This window comes from Pseudomonas sp. MF08817, from assembly GCF_059862705.1.
The window spans coordinates 26,812-43,611 of record NZ_JCBCUY010000007.1; the positions used below are offsets into that span (position 1 = coordinate 26,812).

General features: G+C 63.8%; 16 protein-coding genes and 1 riboswitch. Of the genes, 5 read left to right on the forward strand and 11 right to left on the reverse strand.

Annotated features, from left to right (window positions below):
• Nucleotides 1-69: 69 nt before the first annotated feature.
• Nucleotides 70-299, reverse strand: a riboswitch (cobalamin riboswitch).
• Nucleotides 300-454: 155 nt separating this feature from the next.
• The gene (locus AC19YR_RS06040) at nucleotides 455-1,039 is read left to right on the forward strand and encodes a hypothetical protein (protein WP_095106927.1); all 585 of its coding nucleotides are present in this window, start codon (nucleotides 455-457) and stop codon (nucleotides 1,037-1,039) included.
• Nucleotides 1,040-1,103: 64 nt separating this feature from the next.
• A complete protein-coding gene (locus AC19YR_RS06045; RefSeq protein WP_500597566.1) occupies nucleotides 1,104-2,417 on the forward strand; it encodes a PQQ-dependent sugar dehydrogenase in 1,314 nt (437 codons plus the stop codon).
• On the opposite strand, the gene AC19YR_RS06050 is transcribed toward AC19YR_RS06045, so the two are convergent.
• From AC19YR_RS06050 to AC19YR_RS06075, 6 genes are all read right to left on the reverse strand, one after another.
• Nucleotides 2,414-3,076 carry a class I SAM-dependent methyltransferase gene (locus AC19YR_RS06050; protein WP_500597568.1) on the reverse strand — a complete coding sequence of 221 codons (663 nt, stop codon included), beginning with the start codon at nucleotides 3,074-3,076 and terminating at the stop codon, nucleotides 2,414-2,416. The genes AC19YR_RS06045 and AC19YR_RS06050 overlap by 4 nt on opposite strands.
• 24 nt (nucleotides 3,077-3,100) lie before the next feature.
• On the reverse strand, nucleotides 3,101-3,634 hold the full coding sequence (locus AC19YR_RS06055) for a C40 family peptidase (RefSeq protein ID WP_095106921.1): 534 nt from the start codon (nucleotides 3,632-3,634) through the stop codon (nucleotides 3,101-3,103).
• Nucleotides 3,635-3,829: 195 nt separating this feature from the next.
• Nucleotides 3,830-4,453: a C40 family peptidase gene (locus tag AC19YR_RS06060; RefSeq protein WP_095106918.1), complete on the reverse strand. Its 624-nt coding sequence runs from the start codon at nucleotides 4,451-4,453 to the stop codon at nucleotides 3,830-3,832.
• Nucleotides 4,454-4,666: 213 nt separating this feature from the next.
• Nucleotides 4,667-5,371, reverse strand: coding sequence for a DnaA regulatory inactivator Hda (gene hda / locus AC19YR_RS06065; RefSeq protein WP_095106915.1), 705 nt, complete (start codon nucleotides 5,369-5,371; stop codon nucleotides 4,667-4,669).
• Nucleotides 5,372-5,555: 184 nt separating this feature from the next.
• The gene (locus AC19YR_RS06070) at nucleotides 5,556-6,629 is read right to left on the reverse strand and encodes an AI-2E family transporter (protein ID WP_095106912.1); all 1,074 of its coding nucleotides are present in this window, start codon (nucleotides 6,627-6,629) and stop codon (nucleotides 5,556-5,558) included.
• Nucleotides 6,630-6,663: 34 nt separating this feature from the next.
• Nucleotides 6,664-7,698, reverse strand: a complete 1,035-nt coding sequence (locus AC19YR_RS06075; protein ID WP_176465030.1) for a DUF2066 domain-containing protein — start codon at nucleotides 7,696-7,698, stop codon at nucleotides 6,664-6,666.
• 387 nt (nucleotides 7,699-8,085) lie between these two features.
• Here AC19YR_RS06075 and purM point away from each other — a divergent pair, with 387 nt between their 5' ends.
• Genes purM through AC19YR_RS06090 form a run of 3 tightly spaced genes read left to right on the forward strand, consistent with a single transcriptional unit; the run spans nucleotide 8,086 to nucleotide 10,516 of the window.
• The gene (gene purM / locus AC19YR_RS06080; RefSeq protein ID WP_095106907.1) at nucleotides 8,086-9,144 is read left to right on the forward strand and encodes a phosphoribosylformylglycinamidine cyclo-ligase; all 1,059 of its coding nucleotides are present in this window, start codon (nucleotides 8,086-8,088) and stop codon (nucleotides 9,142-9,144) included.
• Nucleotides 9,144-9,794 (forward strand): phosphoribosylglycinamide formyltransferase, encoded by a 651-nt coding sequence (purN, locus tag AC19YR_RS06085; RefSeq protein ID WP_095106904.1) that lies wholly within the window; start codon nucleotides 9,144-9,146, stop codon nucleotides 9,792-9,794. The genes purM and purN overlap by 1 nt, the downstream gene beginning before the upstream one ends.
• Before the next feature lie 8 nt (nucleotides 9,795-9,802).
• Complete coding sequence (locus tag AC19YR_RS06090) at nucleotides 9,803-10,516, forward strand: DUF3108 domain-containing protein (RefSeq protein ID WP_095106902.1); 714 nt, start codon at nucleotides 9,803-9,805, stop codon at nucleotides 10,514-10,516.
• Between the two features lie 86 nt (nucleotides 10,517-10,602).
• Here AC19YR_RS06090 and AC19YR_RS06095 read toward each other — a convergent pair whose 3' ends face one another.
• The 5 genes from AC19YR_RS06095 to cysM form a co-directional block, all read right to left on the reverse strand.
• Nucleotides 10,603-11,148, reverse strand: coding sequence for a DUF2058 domain-containing protein (locus AC19YR_RS06095; protein ID WP_095106900.1), 546 nt, complete (start codon nucleotides 11,146-11,148; stop codon nucleotides 10,603-10,605).
• 4 nt (nucleotides 11,149-11,152) lie between these two features.
• A complete protein-coding gene (gene mazG / locus AC19YR_RS06100; protein WP_095106898.1) occupies nucleotides 11,153-12,007 on the reverse strand; it encodes a nucleoside triphosphate pyrophosphohydrolase in 855 nt (284 codons plus the stop codon).
• Between the two features lie 106 nt (nucleotides 12,008-12,113).
• The gene (gene relA / locus AC19YR_RS06105) at nucleotides 12,114-14,357 is read right to left on the reverse strand and encodes a GTP diphosphokinase (protein ID WP_500597572.1); all 2,244 of its coding nucleotides are present in this window, start codon (nucleotides 14,355-14,357) and stop codon (nucleotides 12,114-12,116) included.
• Nucleotides 14,358-14,481: 124 nt separating this feature from the next.
• Entirely contained in the window at nucleotides 14,482-15,834 is a 1,353-nt protein-coding gene (gene rlmD / locus AC19YR_RS06110) for a 23S rRNA (uracil(1939)-C(5))-methyltransferase RlmD (RefSeq protein WP_500597573.1), read from the reverse strand.
• Nucleotides 15,834-16,736, reverse strand: coding sequence for a cysteine synthase CysM (cysM, locus tag AC19YR_RS06115; RefSeq protein ID WP_095106892.1), 903 nt, complete (start codon nucleotides 16,734-16,736; stop codon nucleotides 15,834-15,836). The genes rlmD and cysM overlap by 1 nt, the downstream gene beginning before the upstream one ends.
• Between the last annotated feature and the right edge of the window lie 64 nt (nucleotides 16,737-16,800).

Here is a 16,800-nt window from a genome sequence, read left to right on the forward strand (position 1 = left end):
CTCCGTTGGGGCTGGATAACGGCGGGCAGGAATAAAGGACGGCAACAAGCCTGGCATCGCCCACCGTGATGCCGTTGGATGGATCAGGCCGGTCTCCGGGCTCATGAGTGGGTTGCCCCGGGCGGTGCGCCTTCCCATGCCCGGGTGGGCACAGTGGCAAAAAGCACAGCCTTGACTCATTTACCGTTGCGGGGGCAGCGCCGGGATCGTGACCGCGCGCTTGGCGCACGCACTCACCGGCTTCCCTGTTTCACCCTGTCGACCGCTGGCCACAGGGCACCTGAAACAAGCGGCGAAGGTTAGAGGGTTGGGGGTGGAGCGTCAATGAAACCCGGGGCCGCCAGGGTTGATTGACTGCGATGGGTCAATAAACGGGCGCCAATCTTGTGCCAGGCTGGAAGCGGCGATATCAAATAGCCATAACCCAAACACGATCGACTCAAGGGAGTGAACGATGCAAGGCATGATTATCAGCAACCCCAAGCTGGAATTTTTGCGACCGATGCTGGAGCGCTGGTTTGACTGCATTGATCGCTACAACCGGGTGCGCGGCGACAACAAGGCGCCGTACTGGTCAGACGAGCGGGCCAACCTGGGGCTGCTCTCGGCCGCAGCCTGGATGGCCGAAATGGTCACCCTGGAACATGCGCCCACCAAAAAGCAGTTGGAAAACGGTGAGCGCAATGCCCGCGCCGACCTGTACATCGCCAGCAAGGACGAATGGGCCTACGTGCAAGCCAGCCAGCGCTGGCCCCAGATCAACCACCTGAACCTGGAGCAGGCCCTGCTCGATATCACCAGCGCCGCCCGCCGCATCAGCTACCCCAGCGACCTGAAGCTGGGCTGCCTGTTCGTCGCCCCGCAAAAAACCCAGCACAGCGCCACCCCCGAAGAACTCCAGGACATGGTCGACGACCTGCAAAAGGAGTACAGCTGCGCCGTGGCCTGGTACTTCCCCTATGCCTACCGCAAGTTGCGCAACGAGGCGGGCAACTACCAACCCGGCATCGCCGTGCTGTTCAAAGAGGCTCGCGGATAAGGTTGAACCCCGCGCCGCGCCCACTGCCCTATGCTTACCGCCGCGTACTCATAGGGAAATGCCCATGTTCAAGCCTCGCTCCGCCTTTATCGTTGTGCTCGCCGCCGGGTTGGTTGCCTGCGGCGAGACGTCCACCTTGCAAGTTTCCGACGGCACCGGGCCGTCGCCGCGCCTGCCGGCGCCGAACAAAACCCTGATCCCCACCGTCAACGTCGCCCCGGCCATCGGCTGGCCGGCGGGCGGCAAACCCGTGGCGGCGGCCGGCACCCAGGTCGCCGCGTTCGCCGAAGGCCTGGAGCACCCGCGCTGGCTTTACGTGCTGCCCAACGGCGACGTGCTGGTGGCCGAAACCAACGCCCCGGCCAAACCCGAGGACAGCACCGGGTTGCGCGGCTGGATCAGCGAAAAAATCATGGCCCGCGCCGGCGCCACCGTGCCGAGCCCGAACCGCATCACCCTGCTGCGCGACGCCGACCACGATGGCGTCGCCGAAACCCGCACGGTGTTCCTGGACAACCTCAACTCGCCGTTCGGCATGGCCCTGGTGGGCAACGACCTCTACGTGGCCGACACCGATCGCCTGCTGCGCTTCCCCTACACCGCCGGCCAGACCCGCATCGAAGCGCCGGCCAGCAAGGTGGTGGATTTGCCCGGCGGGCCGCCCAACCACCACTGGACCAAAAACGTCATCGCCAGCCAAGACGGCAGCAAGCTGTACGTCACGGTGGGCTCCAACAGCAATGTCGGGGAAAACGGCCTGGAGAAAGAAGAAGGCCGCGCGGCGATCTGGGAAGTCGAGCGCGCCAGCGCTAAGGCGCGGATATTCGCCTCGGGCCTGCGCAACCCCAACGGCCTGGCCTGGGAGCCGGACAGCGGTGCGTTGTGGACGGCGGTCAACGAGCGGGACGAAATCGGCAGCGACCTGGTGCCGGACTACATCACCTCGGTGCGCGACGGCGGCTTCTACGGCTGGCCCTTCAGCTACTACGGCCAGCATGTAGACGAGCGCGTCACCCCGCAAAACCCGGACCTGGTGGCCAAGGCCATCGCCCCGGATTATGCGGTGGGGCCGCACACCGCGTCCCTGGGCCTGGCCTTCGCCACGGGCAGCCAATTGCCGGCGCCCTTCACCCACGGCGCTTTTATCGGCCAGCACGGCTCGTGGAACCGCAAACCCCACAGTGGCTACAAAGTGATCTTCGTGCCCTTCAACGCGGGCAAGCCCAGCGGGCCGCCGGTGGATTTACTGACGGGGTTCCTCGACACCGAGGAAAACGCCATGGGCCGCCCGGTGGGCGTGGCGCTCGACCGGCAAGGCGCAGTGCTGGTGGCCGATGATGTAGGCAACAAGGTGTGGCGGGTAACCGCAGCGCGCTAGCGCTTGCGGCACAGGGTCAAACCATCGCCCACCGGCAACAGCGACAGATCGACACGCGGGTCATCCTTCAAGGCCAGGTTCAGGGCCTGGATGGCCAGGGTGTCGGCGCTTTGCGGGTGGGCCTCCAGCACCCGCCCGCTCCACAGGGTGTTGTCGAAAATCGCCAAGCCGCCACCGCGCAGCAAGCGCAAGGCGCTTTCCAGGTAAGCCGGGTAGTTGGCTTTATCGGCGTCGATGAACATCAAGTCAAAGCTGCCGCACAAGCCCTGGCGTTCGATGTGCTCCAGGGTTTCCAGGGCCGGGCCCAGACGCAGCTCGATGCGCGCGGCCACGCCCGCTTCCCGCCAATACTCCTGGGCGGTGGCGTTGTAGTCGCCGGGGATGTCGCAACACAGCAGTGTGCCGTCGTCCGGCAAGGCCTGGGCCATGCACAACGCGCTGTAGCCGGTGAAGGTGCCTACTTCCAGCAAACGCTTGGCGCCGGTCAGTTTCACCAGCAAGGCAAGGAACTGGCCCTGCTCGGGCGCCACCTGCCAGCGGGCCATGGGCAAGGCTTGGGTGTGCTCGCGCAAACGCTCAAGCAACGGCGTTTCGCGCAGGGACACGGCCAGCAGGTATTGGTAGAGGGGGTCGTCGAGGGTGATGCTGCGAGCGGTCACGAGAACCTCCGCGAGGGGGACGCCTTAAGGGTTGTGCGCCAGCTGAGCCGGCGCAAGCACCCGCTTGGCACTCAGGTAAGCCTTCTGCCAGTAGGCCTTGGACAGGCTGTCGAGCTTGACCGTACCGCCCGTGGCCGGAGCGTGGACGAAGCGGCCCTCACCCACATAGATGCCCGCGTGGCTGACCTGGGAACCGCCATTGGTGGCGAAAAACAGCAGGTCGCCGGTTTGCAGGGCATTCTGGTCGACGTCCTGGGCGCGCATGCCGATCATTTCCCGGGTAGAACGCGGCAAGGCGATGCCCGCCGCATCGCGGTAGACAAAGCCGATCAGGCCGCTGCAATCAAAACCCGAATCCGGCGTATTGCCGCCCCAGCGATAGGGCGTGCCCACCAGGCCGAGTGCGCGGAACAGCACATCATCAGCAACCGGGGAGAAGCCCTGGGTCGGTGCGAACACCGGGGCGCGTACCACTTTGGCCGGCGGTACGGTATGGCTGGCACAGCCGCCCAGCAGGGCAACGAGCATAAGGAAGGCGAGACGGGCGGAGGTCGACATGGGCAGAACAATCCTGATCTGGCTGCGGCTTTCTCTGCCGAGGCGCTGAAAACAAAGCCGCGCATGCAAGGCATACACGGCTCGTTAGCAACAACATGTCGGGATTCTAGCGGCTATGAGTCAAACTTCAAGTAAGACTTTAAGTTCGGCTTATAAAGTGAAGGGTTATCCCCGGGCGGTGCCCAGGGAAGACGCTTACTTGCGAGCGGTCATCGTGGTCGGGGCCATGGCCAGGGCGCGCTTGGCTTCGATGAACGTCTTGCTCCAGTAGCTGTCGCCCAGCTTATCGACCCGCACACCACCGCTACGGCGGCTGCTGGAGTGGATGAACTGGTCGTCGCCCAGGTAGATCCCGGCGTGGCTGACGCGGCCACGGCCATTGGTGCTGAAGAACAGCAGATCACCCGGCTTGAGGTTGTTGCGCGCGACCAGGGGGGCATCGACGTTAATCATTTCGCGGGTGGAGCGCGGCAGGTTCATGCCGGCTTCTTCACGGAACAGGTAACCGATGAAACCGCTGCAATCGAAACCGGCTTCAGAGGTGCCGCCGAAACGGTAGCGGGTACCGATCAGGGACATGCCGCGTTCGAGAATGCTGTCGGCCAGCAGCGGGAGCTGGTACGGCTTGCTGTCAGCGAACTCGGCCAGTTCTTTTTCGGTGACCAGTTCTTCCTGATAAACAGTGGAAGACTGAGCGGCAACGGAGCGTTGAACCTGCTGTTGTGGCGCGTGCTGCTGGGACACTGGAGAGTGTGCGGCGCAACCAAACAACAGGGTGACGAGTGCGAGAGGCACGAGGGGTGCGAAGCGATTTAGCATGGGCACGACCGTGGCTGAAGTTGTAAAGAAGGCGAGACTATGCCCTCTATCACCCTCATTTGCAAATTCAATCGACCCGAATGTGACTTATGGGTTTTGGCCCGACATCTAAGGCCTTAAGCCCCGAATAAACGTCCGCGCCTCCTGGAACCCTCCACGGAGCAGGTTTTCTAGTGCCTTGAAAATGCCGAAAACGCCCTGCAGGCCACGGTTTTACCAGCCCAGGGTTTCTTTCAGGAAGGGAATGGTGAGCTTGCGTTGGGCCTGCAACGAGGCCTGATCGAGGCGTTCGAGCAGCTCGAACAACGCACTCATGCTACGGGTGCCGCGGGTAAGAATGAAATGCCCGACTTCGTCGGTCAGGTGCAAACCGCGGCGGGAGGCACGCAGTTGCAGGGCACGCAACTTGTCCTCGTCGGACAGCGGGCGCATCTGGAAAATCAGCGCCAGGGTCAGGCGCGACTTGAGGTCGGCCAGTTTGATCGGCAGCTCGCGCGGCGAGGTGGAGGCAGCAATCAGCAAGCGCCGGCCGCTGTCACGCAAGCGGTTGAACAGGTGGAACAGCGCCTCTTCCCAATCGGCCCGCCCCGCCACGGCTTGCAGGTCGTCCAAACAAACCAGTTCGTATTGTTCGAGGTTATCGAGGATCTCGATGCCACGGTCCAGCAGCTCGGCCAGGGGCAAGTACACCGCCGGCTCGCCCATCTGCTCGAAGCGCAGGCACGCCGCCTGCAACAAGTGGGTGCGCCCCACACCGTCCTTGCCCCACAGATAGATCAGGCTTTCGGTCCACCCGGCGTCGGCTTCGCAGAGCCGCTCGACATAGCCGAGTGCAGCGGCATTGGCGCCTGGGTAGTAGTTGATAAAGGTGGCGTCGTCACGCAGACGCACACCTAGGGGCAGCTGAATCGGTTTCATGCTGACTGAACAGTTCCAAACGAACCGTTAGTGGCCTCTGTGAAAAGTTTGCAAAGTCTATACCCGTGACGCGGGCCACACAATGCAGCAGACGTTAAGCAAAATCAAAGGTTTGCGTTAACCGGGCGGTGATCGCCATGGCCCGGCGCGAACCGGGCAAGGCATTGGGCCCCGGTGTGCGGGGTTAGAGCTCGGGGTCTTCAGAGCCGCTATACATCTGCGAATCCTTATACAAATCGTGCACATGGCGCACCAGCACCATGATGACCGCCGCCACCGGCAGGGCCAGCAGAATCCCGGTGAAGCCGAACAACTCGCCCCCGGCCAGGATGGCGAAAATCACTGCCACCGGGTGCAGGCCAATGCGGTCGCCCACCAGCCACGGCGTCAGCACCATGCCTTCCAGGGCCTGGCCGATCATGAACACGGCGACGATGCCGATCATCGGGTACAGGTCGCCGCCAAACTGGAACAACCCGGCGATCAGCGCCGCGCCAATGCCGATCACGAAGCCCATGTACGGCACGATGGCCGCCAGCCCGGCGATCATGCCGATCAACAGGCCCAACTCCAGCCCCACCAGCATCAGGCCAGCGGAGTAGATCACCCCCAGGGCCACCATCACCATCAACTGCCCGCGCACGAACGCGCCGAGTACCTCGTGGCATTCACCGGCCAGCGATACCACCCGCTCCTCCCGATCGCGGGGCAGCAGGCTGCGGACCTTGGCCATCATCACGTCCCAATCGCGCAGCAGGTAGAAACTCACCACTGGGATCAGCACCAGGTTGGCCAGCCAGCCAATCAGCGCCAGGCCAGACGCCGTGGCCTGGCTCAGCACCACACCGACGATGTCAGTGGTCTGGCCCATGTGCTCGCTGATGGCGGCCTTGACCTTGTCGAACTTCCAGAAGCCGTCCGCCAGCCCCAGCTTGGACTGCACCCAAGGCATGGCCGAGTGCTGCAGCCAATCGAGCATCTGCGGCGCCAATTCATATAGGCGCAGCAACTGCTTGGCCAACATCGGCACCAGCACCAGCAACAGCGCCATGACGATCAAGGTGAACAGCGCAAACACCGCCACCACACCCCAAGTGCGCGACAGGCCGAGTTTTTCCAGGCGATCGACCAGCGGATCAAACAGATAAGCCAACAGCAACGCCACCAAAAACGGCGTCAGGATCGGATGCAACAGATAAACCAGCGCACACAGCAGGACCACCCCGCCAAGCCACACCCAACGCCGCGTATCGGCCATGAATCCACCCGCCCTTATATAAAGAAAGAAAAACCTACCACTTGAAATGCAGTTGCGCGGTCGGCGCTGCCGCCACTGCCGGTACGCCGCCCTCGGCCACCGGGGCGGCCGGCGGCGCCGCTACTTCCTGCAGTTGGGCCAGGGCCAGTTGCGCCTTGAGCTGCTCGGCGCTGCCATTGACCCGATAGACGATGCGGTCGCCCTCGACGCTGTACAACTGCCCGCCAAACGGCTCGAGCAAGTGACCCAAGGCGGCGTAGCGCTCCAGGTTCATGCCCTGCACTTGCAGCAGCTGCTCGCTGGACGTGCCGGGCTTGGCGACAAAACGCGGCGCCAGGCGCTCACTCACCGCCAACAGCACGGCATCGGCCAGGGCCGCTTGATCCGCCCCCTGCACGCTGCCCTGCTCGCGCTGGTCGCCCAGCCACAGGCGCCACTTGGCCTGCCACTGGCCGGGGGTTTCTTCTTTGGCATGCACCGCCAAGAGAGCGTCGGCGCTGTAGCGATCAGACACCTCGCGCAGCGGCGCCGGGTCGGTGGCCTCAAGGTTGGCGGCGGTGGCGACGATCTGCTCGTCCAAATCCCCCAGAGGCAGGCGCAGCGGCAAGCCCCGATGCTGGGCGGCGCGGCGCAGGTCCGCGGCGCTGGCTTGGGCGTCACCCACCAGGGTGGAGCCTTCGGCGCTATCACTCAGCCACCAGCTCAAGATCGACGGCCGATTGCTGCCCCACAACGACAGCCCGGCCTGGCGCAGGGCGCGGTCGGTGCTGACGGGGTCGAAATCCACCTGCAGGCTTTGCGGCGGCCCGGCGTCGTAGCCGTATTGGCTGATGATCTGCTGCGGGTCCTTGCGGACCTCAGCCAACCCCGGGCTTTGCGCGGCCTTGGCATCGCCGGTCAGGCGCAGCACCAGGGTTTGCAGGGCTTTTTGGGTGGCCTGCTCGCGCTCCTGAGGCGTTTGCCCCGCGACCGGCTCGCGCACTTGATACAAACCATTGAGGGTTTCGGCATGACTCACCAGGCTGAACACAGACAAACAACCCAAGACTAGAAATTTACGCAGACCCATGGACGATTCCCGACGGCAAATAAGCGGCTCGATAGCGCGCATGAACAGGATTGAACAAGGCTGTGACCACAACCCCTGGCAAAACATTCACACAAGCGATGGAAGTTTTCGTGCTGTCATAACGATAGCTTGTTAGTGGCGATACCTTATACAGACACCGGCCGGGCAACCCAACCGGAACAATCGGCGGCTTTTTTTACCCGATATGTCCCTGCCGTCGGCCCGAGGATGGCCGCTGCCCCTCAAGCCTGATAAAATCGCGCGCCTTCGCAGACCGGCAACACCGGGGTGCCCGCAAATTCCCGCATGGCATTCGTGCCGCGGCTTTTTCAGCGCAACCCTTGAGTTCGGTCGTTACCCAGAAATCCCCCCCTAAAGGCCTGGATCATGAGCAAGCAACCCTCCCTGAGCTACAAGGACGCCGGTGTAGACATCGACGCCGGTGAAGCATTGGTCGAACGCATCAAGAGCGTCGCCAAGCGCACTGCGCGTCCTGAAGTCATGGGCGGCCTGGGCGGTTTTGGCGCCCTCTGCGAAATCCCGGCCGGCTACAAGCAGCCTGTGCTGGTGTCCGGCACCGACGGTGTGGGCACCAAGCTGCGCCTGGCGCTGAACCTGAACAAGCACGACAGCATCGGCATCGACCTGGTGGCCATGTGCGTCAACGACCTGGTGGTCTGCGGCGCCGAGCCGTTGTTCTTCCTCGACTACTACGCCACCGGCAAGCTCAACGTCGACACCGCCGCCCAGGTCGTGACCGGCATTGGCGCGGGCTGCGAACTGTCCGGCTGCTCCCTGGTGGGCGGCGAAACCGCTGAAATGCCGGGCATGTACGAAGGCGAAGACTACGACCTGGCCGGTTTCTGCGTCGGCGTCGTGGAAAAAGCCGAGATCATCGACGGCTCCAAAGTCGCCGCCGGCGACGCCCTGCTCGCCCTGCCGTCCTCCGGCCCGCACTCCAACGGCTACTCGCTGATCCGCAAGATCATTGAAGTCGCCGGCGCCGACATCGAGAACATCCAGCTCGACGGCAAGCCGCTGACCGAACTGCTGATGGCCCCGACCCGCATCTACGTCAAGCCGCTGCTCAAGCTCATCAAGGACACCGGCGCGGTAAAGGCCATGGCCCACATCACCGGTGGCGGCTTGCTGGACAACATTCCGCGGGTGCTGCCAAAAGGCGCCCAGGCGATCGTTGACGTGGCGAGCTGGCAGCGCCCGGCGGTGTTCGACTGGTTGCAGCAGCAGGGCAACGTCGACGAAACCGAGATGCACCGCGTGCTCAACTGCGGCGTGGGCATGGTCATCTGCGTGGCCCAAGAGCACGTCGAGACTGCGCTGAACGTGTTGCGCGAAGCTGGCGAGCAGCCTTGGGTCATCGGCCAGATCGCCACGGCCGCCGAAGGCGCCGCCCAGGTTGACCTGAAGAACCTCAAGGCCCATTGATGTCCCAGCCCTGTGATGTGGTGGTGCTGCTCTCCGGCACCGGCAGCAACTTGCAGGCCCTGATCGACAGTACCGCGACCGGCGATAGCCCGGTTCGCATCAGCGCGGTGATTTCCAACCGCGCCGATGCCTACGGCCTGCAACGCGCCCGCGATGCAGGCATCGCCACCCGCACCCTCGACCACAAGGCGTTCGAGGGTCGCGAGGCGTTCGATGCCGCACTGGTCGAACTGATCGATACCTTCAATCCGAAACTGGTGGTGCTGGCGGGGTTCATGCGCATTCTCAGCGCGGGTTTCGTGCGCCATTACCAGGGTCGCCTGCTCAATATCCACCCTTCGCTACTGCCCAAGTACAAAGGCCTGCACACGCACCAGCGGGCGCTGGACGCCGGCGATCGCGAACATGGCTGCAGCGTGCACTTCGTCACCGAGGAACTCGATGGCGGGCCTCTGGTCGTACAGGCAGTAATCCCGGTAGAGTTGCACGACTCGGCCCAGAGCCTAGCGCACCGGGTTCACGCCCAGGAACACCGGATTTACCCGATGGCCGTGCGTTGGTTTGCCCAAGGCCGCTTGAGCCTGGGTGAACAGGGCGCCATGTTGGACGGTCAGTTACTCGCGGCCAGCGGCCACTTGATTCGAAACTAGGAGATTTTATGCGTCGCGCCCTGCTCTTCGCTTGTGCTCTGCTTGCCCTGCCCCTTGCCCAGGCCGCAGACCTTCAACCCTTCTCCGCCAGCTATACCGCCGACTGGAAACAGTTGCCCATGAGCGGTACGGCCGAACGCAGCCTGGCCAAGCAGGCCAATGGCGTGTGGAAGCTCAGCTTCAAGGCGTCGATGATGATCGCCAGCCTCACCGAAGAAAGCACCCTGACCCTGGACAAGGACACCCTGCTGCCCCAGTCCTACCACTTTGAACGCGGTGGCTTGGGCAAGGCCAAAAAGGCTGACCTGGATTTCGACTGGACAACCAAGATGGTCACCGGCACCGACCGAGGCGACCCGGTGAAGCTGCCGCTCAACCGGGGCATGGTCGACAAGTCCACCTACCAGTTGGCTTTGCAGCATGACGTGGCGGCCGGCAAAAAAAGCATGAGCTATCAGGTGGTCGATGATGGCGAAGTCGATACCTACGACTTCCGCGTGCTGGGTTCCGAGAAGGTCGACACCAAGGCCGGCCAGATTGACGCGATCAAGGTCGAGCGCGTGCGCGACCCGACACAGAGCAAGCGCACCACCGTGCTCTGGTTCGCCAAGGAGTGGGATTACCTGCTGGTGCGCCTGCAGCAGGTCGAGACCGACGGCAAGGAATACAACATCATGCTGTTGGAAGGTAACGTGAACGGCAAGGCTGTCAAAGGCAGCTAGGCCCGAGCGCTACACCCAAGAGCCCCGCCCCGTGCGGGGCTTTTTATTGGCTGCATGAAAAACCCCGCACAGGGCGGGGTTTGGGGTTACCACATCAGATCGTCGGGGATCTGGTAGGCCGCGTACGGGTCGTCCTCGTCCGGGGTCTGGCTCTCGGTGAGGATGTTGAGCTGGACGATGCGCTCCGGCGCACGCTCCTGGATTTTCAGCGCCGCTTCGCGGGGGATCACTTCGTAGCCGCCGCCGTGGTGGACAATCGCCAGGGCACCGTTGCTGAGCTTGTTGCGCATCAGGGTGTTGACCGACAGGCGCTTGACCTTCTTGTCATCGACGAAGTTGTAGTAGTCCTCGGTGTTGAGTTTGGGCAGGCGCGACACTTCGATCAGCTGCTTGACCTGGGCGGCGCGGGCCTTTTGCTCGGCCTTTTCCTGCTGCTGGCGGTTGAGTTCCTGGTCGCGCTTGACCTTCTCGGCCTGCGCCTCTTGGGCCAGGCGCCGCTGGGTGTCGTCTTCCTCCGCCTGGCCTTTGTGCACCAGGCGCTGCTGTTTCTGCTTCTCTTTGCCGACCTGCTTGGCCTGCTTTTGGTTGACCAGGCCTGCTTTGAGCAACTGGTCGCGTAGGGAAATGCTCATGTGCTTACTCACTCAATCCAGCAGCTGCGCCGCAGCCGGGTAAATTCTGTTCCTGACGTTTGGCTTCGCCCCACAGGGCGTCCAACTCTTGAAGGGTGCAATCTTCCATGGGTCGCTGGGTGTCGCGCAATGCCTGTTCGATAAATCGGAAACGTCGCTCGAACTTGGCATTGGCACCACGCAGGGCGGTTTCCGGGTCGACCTTGAGGTGGCGGGCCAGGTTGACCACGCTGAACAGCAGGTCGCCCAGCTCATCGGCCACGGCCGCAACGTCGTTCTGCGCCATCGCTTCGAGCACTTCGTCCAGCTCTTCGCGGACCTTGTCCAGCACCGGCAACGCATCCGGCCAGTCGAACCCCACCTGGGCGGCGCGTTTTTGCAGCTTGGCGCTGCGCGACAGGGCCGGCAAAGTGGCGGGCACGTCGTCGAGCAGGGACAGTTGCAGCGGTGCGGCCGACTTCTCGGCGCGCTCCTGGGCCTTGATCTGCTCCCAGCGCTGCTTGACCTGTTCTTCGTCCAGGCGTGGCGTGTCCAGCGGCGCGTACAAGTCCCCGGTGGGGAACACGTGGGGGTGGCGGCGGATCAGCTTGCGGGTGATGCTGTCGATCACCCCGGCAAACTCGAAACGCCCTTCTTCACGGGCCAACTGGCTGTAATAGACGACCTGGAACAGCAAGTCCCCCAACTCACCCTGCAAGTGATCGAAGTCACCGCGCTCGATGGCGTCCGCGACTTCATAGGCCTCTTCCAGGGTATGGGGCACGATGCTGGCGTAGGTTTGCTTGATATCCCAAGGGCAACCGTACTGCGGGTCGCGCAGGCGGGCCATGAGGTGAAGCAGGTCTTCAAGGCTGTACATCATTCAATCTCGTCACAAAACCTGTGGGAGCGAACCTGCCCGCGATAGCGGCCGGACTGAAGCACCGCTATCGCGAGCAGGCTCGCTCCCACAGAAACAACCCTTTTTATGGCGTGCGATTACGCCGGGTCTCGATGATGTTGGGCAACTGGGAAATACGCCCCAGCAACCGCCCCAACGCGTCCAACCCCGGGATCTCGATGGTCAGGGACATCAGCGCGGTGTTGTCCTCTTTGTTCGAGCGGGTGTTGACCGCCAGCACGTTGATGCGCTCGTTGAGCAGCACCTGGGACACGTCCCGCAGCAGCCCGGAACGGTCGTAAGCGCGGATGATGATGTCCACCGGGTAAGTCAGCACCGGCACCGGGCCCCAACTGACCTGGATGATCCGCTCCGGCTCGCGCCCGCCCAGTTGCAGCACCGAGGCGCAGTCCTGGCGGTGGATGCTGACGCCGCGGCCCTGGGTGATGTAGCCGACGATGGCGTCCCCCGGCAGCGGCTGGCAGCAGCCGGCCATTTGCGTCATCAGGTTGCCCACGCCCTGGATCTGGATATCGCCGCGCTTGCCCGGTTTGTAGCCGGTGGCCTTGCGCGGGATCAGCTCTAATTGCTCGTTGCCGCGCTCCGGCTCCACCAGTTGCTGGGCCAGGTTGACCAGTTGAGCCAGGCGCAGGTCGCCGGCACCGAGGGCGGCATACATGTCGTCGGCGATCTTCATGTTGGCTTTTTCCGCCAACTTGTCGAAATCCACCTGGGGCAGGCCCAGGCGTGCCAGTTCGCGTTCCAACAGGGTCTTGCCGGCGGCGACGTTCTGGTCGCGCGCCTGCAACTTGAACCAGTGGACGATCTTGGCCCGCGCCCGCGACGTGGTGATGTAGCCCAGGTTCGGGTTCAGCCAGTCGCGGCTCGGGGTGCCGTGCTTGCTGGTGATGATCTCCACCTGCTCGCCGGTCTGCAGGCTGTAGTTGAGCGGCACGATGCGCCCGTTGATCTTCGCGCCCCGGCAGTTGTGGCCGATTTCGGTGTGCACCCGGTAGGCGAAGTCCAGCGGCGTGGCGCCCTTGGGCAGGTCGATGGCGTGGCCGTCCGGGGTGAAGATGTAGACCCGGTCGGGCTCGATATCCACCCGCAGCTGTTCGGCCAGGCCACCGATGTCGCCCAGTTCTTCGTGCCATTCCAGCACCTGGCGCAACCAGGAGATTTTCTCCTCGTAGTGGTTGGAGCCGGACTTGACGTCGGTGCCCTTGTAGCGCCAGTGGGCGCACACGCCCAACTCCGCCTCTTCGTGCATCGCGTGGGTGCGGATCTGTACTTCCAGCACCTTGCCCTCGGGGCCGATCACCGCGGTGTGCAGCGAGCGGTAGCCGTTTTCCTTGGGGTTGGCGATGTAGTCGTCGAACTCTTTGGGAATGTGCCGCCACAGGGTGTGGACGATGCCCAGCGCGGTGTAGCAGTCGCGCATTTCCGGCACCAGCACGCGCAGCGCGCGCACATCGTAGATCTGGCTGAATTCCAGACCCTTGCGCTGCATTTTTCGCCAGATCGAGTAGATGTGCTTGGCCCGGCCGCTGATGTCGGCGTCCACACCCGTGGCCTGCAACTCGTTCTGCAACTGGTTCATCACGTCGCTGATAAAGCGCTCGCGGTCCAGGCGCCGTTCGTGGAGCAAGGTGGCGATCTGCTTGTACTGGTCAGGCTCCAGGTAGCGGAAGGACAGGTCCTCCAGCTCCCACTTGATATGGCCGATGCCCAAGCGGTGTGCCAGGGGCGCGTAGATGTCGAAGACTTCCCGGGCGACGCGGTTGCGCCTTTCGTCGTCGGCGGTTTTCACTGCGCGGATCGCGCACGTGCGTTCGGCCAGCTTAATCAGCGCCACACGCACGTCGTCCACCAGGGCCACGAGCATCTTGCGCAGGTTTTCCACCTGCCCTTGGGTGCCCAGCACCAGGGACTGGCGCGGGCTCAGGCTGGCACTGATGGCCGCCATGCGCAGCACGCCGTCGATCAGCTTGGCCACCACCGGGCCGAAGCGCTGGCTCACGGCCGGGAGCTGGATCTGGCCTTCGCGCACGCCGCGGTAGAGAACCGCGGCCACCAGGGAATCCTGGTCGAGTTTGAGGTCGGCGAGGATCTCCGCGATTTCCAGACCGGTGCGGAAACTCGACGTCCCCTCGGCCCACAGATTCTTCGCCGCGTTGTCTTGTTGCTCAGCCTCACGAGCGAACTCGCAGGCTTCTTTCAAGGCCTGGCGGTCCAGCGCCATATCGACGCTGACCGCATGATCGAGCCATGCCTCGAGATTGATACTGCCGTCGGTGTTGATCGGCTGGTGTGCTCTCACCTGTACCATCTTGCTTACCTTCCCTACGACGCACGTTCAATGCGTCAAAATCGCTGACCTTCGCTACCGTTGCGCCCCCGCTGGGCTGGCGGGGAACGTGCAACGGCGGGCCAGTCGGACCAGACGAGCCATCCTAGCTCGCTTCAAATAACGCCATGGCCTCGACATGTGCCGTCTGAGGAAACATATCGAGGATCCCGGCACGTTTTAACCGGTAGCCCTGCTTGACCAATTCCTGTGTGTCACGCGCCAGCGTGGCCGGGTTGCATGACACGTACACCACACGTTTGGCACCCAAGGAGGCAAGCTTGCGCACCACCTCAAAGGCACCGTCGCGCGGTGGGTCCAAGAGTACCGCACAAAAGCCTTCGCCGGCCCATCCGGCAGCCGCCAATGGCTGGGATAAATCGGCCTGAAAAAACTTCGCGTTATGCAGATTGTTGTTCACCGCGTTCTGCGCCGCGCGCTCGACCATGGCCTGCACGCCTTCGACCGCTACCACTTCGCGCACCTGCCGGGCCAGCGGCAAGGCAAAGTTGCCTAGGCCGCAGAACAGGTCCAGCACCCGCTCATCCGCCTGCGGCGCCAGCCATTGCAGGGCCTGGGCGACCATGGCGGTGTTGACCGCGGCGTTGACCTGGACAAAATCCCCCGGCCGGTAGGCCAGTTCCAGGCCCCAGGGCTCCAGGGGATAACCCAGGGTCGCGTCCGCGTTCAGCGGTTGCGGCTCGCCGTCGCCGTGCAGCCACAGCTGGGCGTCATGGAAGGTGCAGAATTCCTGGAGGATCGCCAGGTCCGCGTCCGCCAACGGCGCCATGTGCCGCAACAGCACGGCGATGGACGAGCCGCTGAACAACTCGACATGGCCCAGGGCCTGGGGCTTGCTCAGGCGCCGGAGCATGTCGGGTAAGCGGCTCATGATCGGCTGCAAAGGTTGTACCAGCACCGGGCAATCGCTGATGGCGATGATGTCCTGGCTGGCGGTGGCGCGAAACCCGACATCCAGGCGCTTGGCCTTGGCGTCCCAGCGCACGGCCACGCGAGCGCGGCGGCGGTAGCCGAACTCCGGCCCGCTCAGGGGCGCGGCCCACTCCTCAGGCTGCACACCCGCGACCCGGGACAACTGCTCAGCCAACATGCGCTGTTTCAGGGCAAGTTGTTCGGCGTGGGGCAAATGCTGGACGCTGCAACCGCCGCAGCGCCCGGCGTGGGCGCAGGGTTCGGCGCGGCGCAGCTCGCTGGCCTTGAGCACGCGCTCGGCGCGGGCCTCGACCACTTTGCCGTGGGCGCCCAGCACTCGGGCGTCCACCTCTTCACCGGCCAGGGCACCGCTGACGAACCAGGTGCGCCCCTCGACAAAGGCAATGCCACGGCCATCGTTGGCCAGGCGTTCGATGCTCAAGCGCTGCTTCTTGCCGGTAGGAACCTGCGGGGCCTTGGTGCCGCCACTGGGCTGGAAGCGCAGGCCTCTCTCGTGCTTGGCCATCAGTTGGCCGCGTCGAAAATGCCGGTCGACAGGTAACGGTCGCCTCGGTCGCAGATGATGGCCACCATCACCGCGTTTTCCACTTCCTGGGACAGGCGCAACATCGCCGCCACCGCCCCGCCCGAGGACACGCCACAGAAAATGCCTTCCTCGCGGGCCAGGCGCCGGGTCACGTCCTCGGCTTCGCTTTGTGCCATATCGACGATGCGATCGACGCGCTCAGCCTGGTAGATCTTGGGCAGGTACTCTTCCGGCCAGCGGCGGATGCCGGGGATGGCCGAGCCTTCCATCGGTTGCAGGCCGATGATCTGCACACTGGCGCTCTGCTCCTTGAGGTAGCGCGAGACACCCATGATGGTGCCCGTGGTGCCCATGGAGCTGATGAAATGGGTGATGCCGCCCTCGGTCTGGCGCCAGATTTCCGGGCCGGTGCTGGTGTAGTGCGCTTCGGGGTTGTCGCCGTTGGCGAACTGGTCGAGCACCTTGCCACGGCCATCGGCTTCCATACGCTGGGCCAGGTCGCGGGCGCCTTCCATGCCCTCCTCCTGGCTGACCAGGATCAGCTCGGCGCCATAGGCGGTCATGGCGGCCTTGCGCTCGGCACTGGAGTTGTCGGGCATGATGAGGATCATCTTGTAGCCCTTGATCGCTGCCGCCATCGCCAGGGCGATCCCGGTGTTGCCCGAGGTCGCCTCGATCAGCGTGTCACCGGCGTGGATCTGCCCGCGCAATTCGGCACGGGTAATCATCGACAGCGCCGGCCGGTCCTTGACCGAACCCGCCGGGTTATTGCCCTCGAGCTTGAGCAGCAGGGTGTTGCTGGTGACGCCGGGCAGGCGTTGCAAACGGACCAGCGGAGTGTTGCCGACGCAATCGGCGATGGTGGGGTACTGCAAGGTCATGGCGTATTCGCAATCCAGACTGCGGGGCGCACATCATACCGGCAAACCGCCACAGGCCATATCA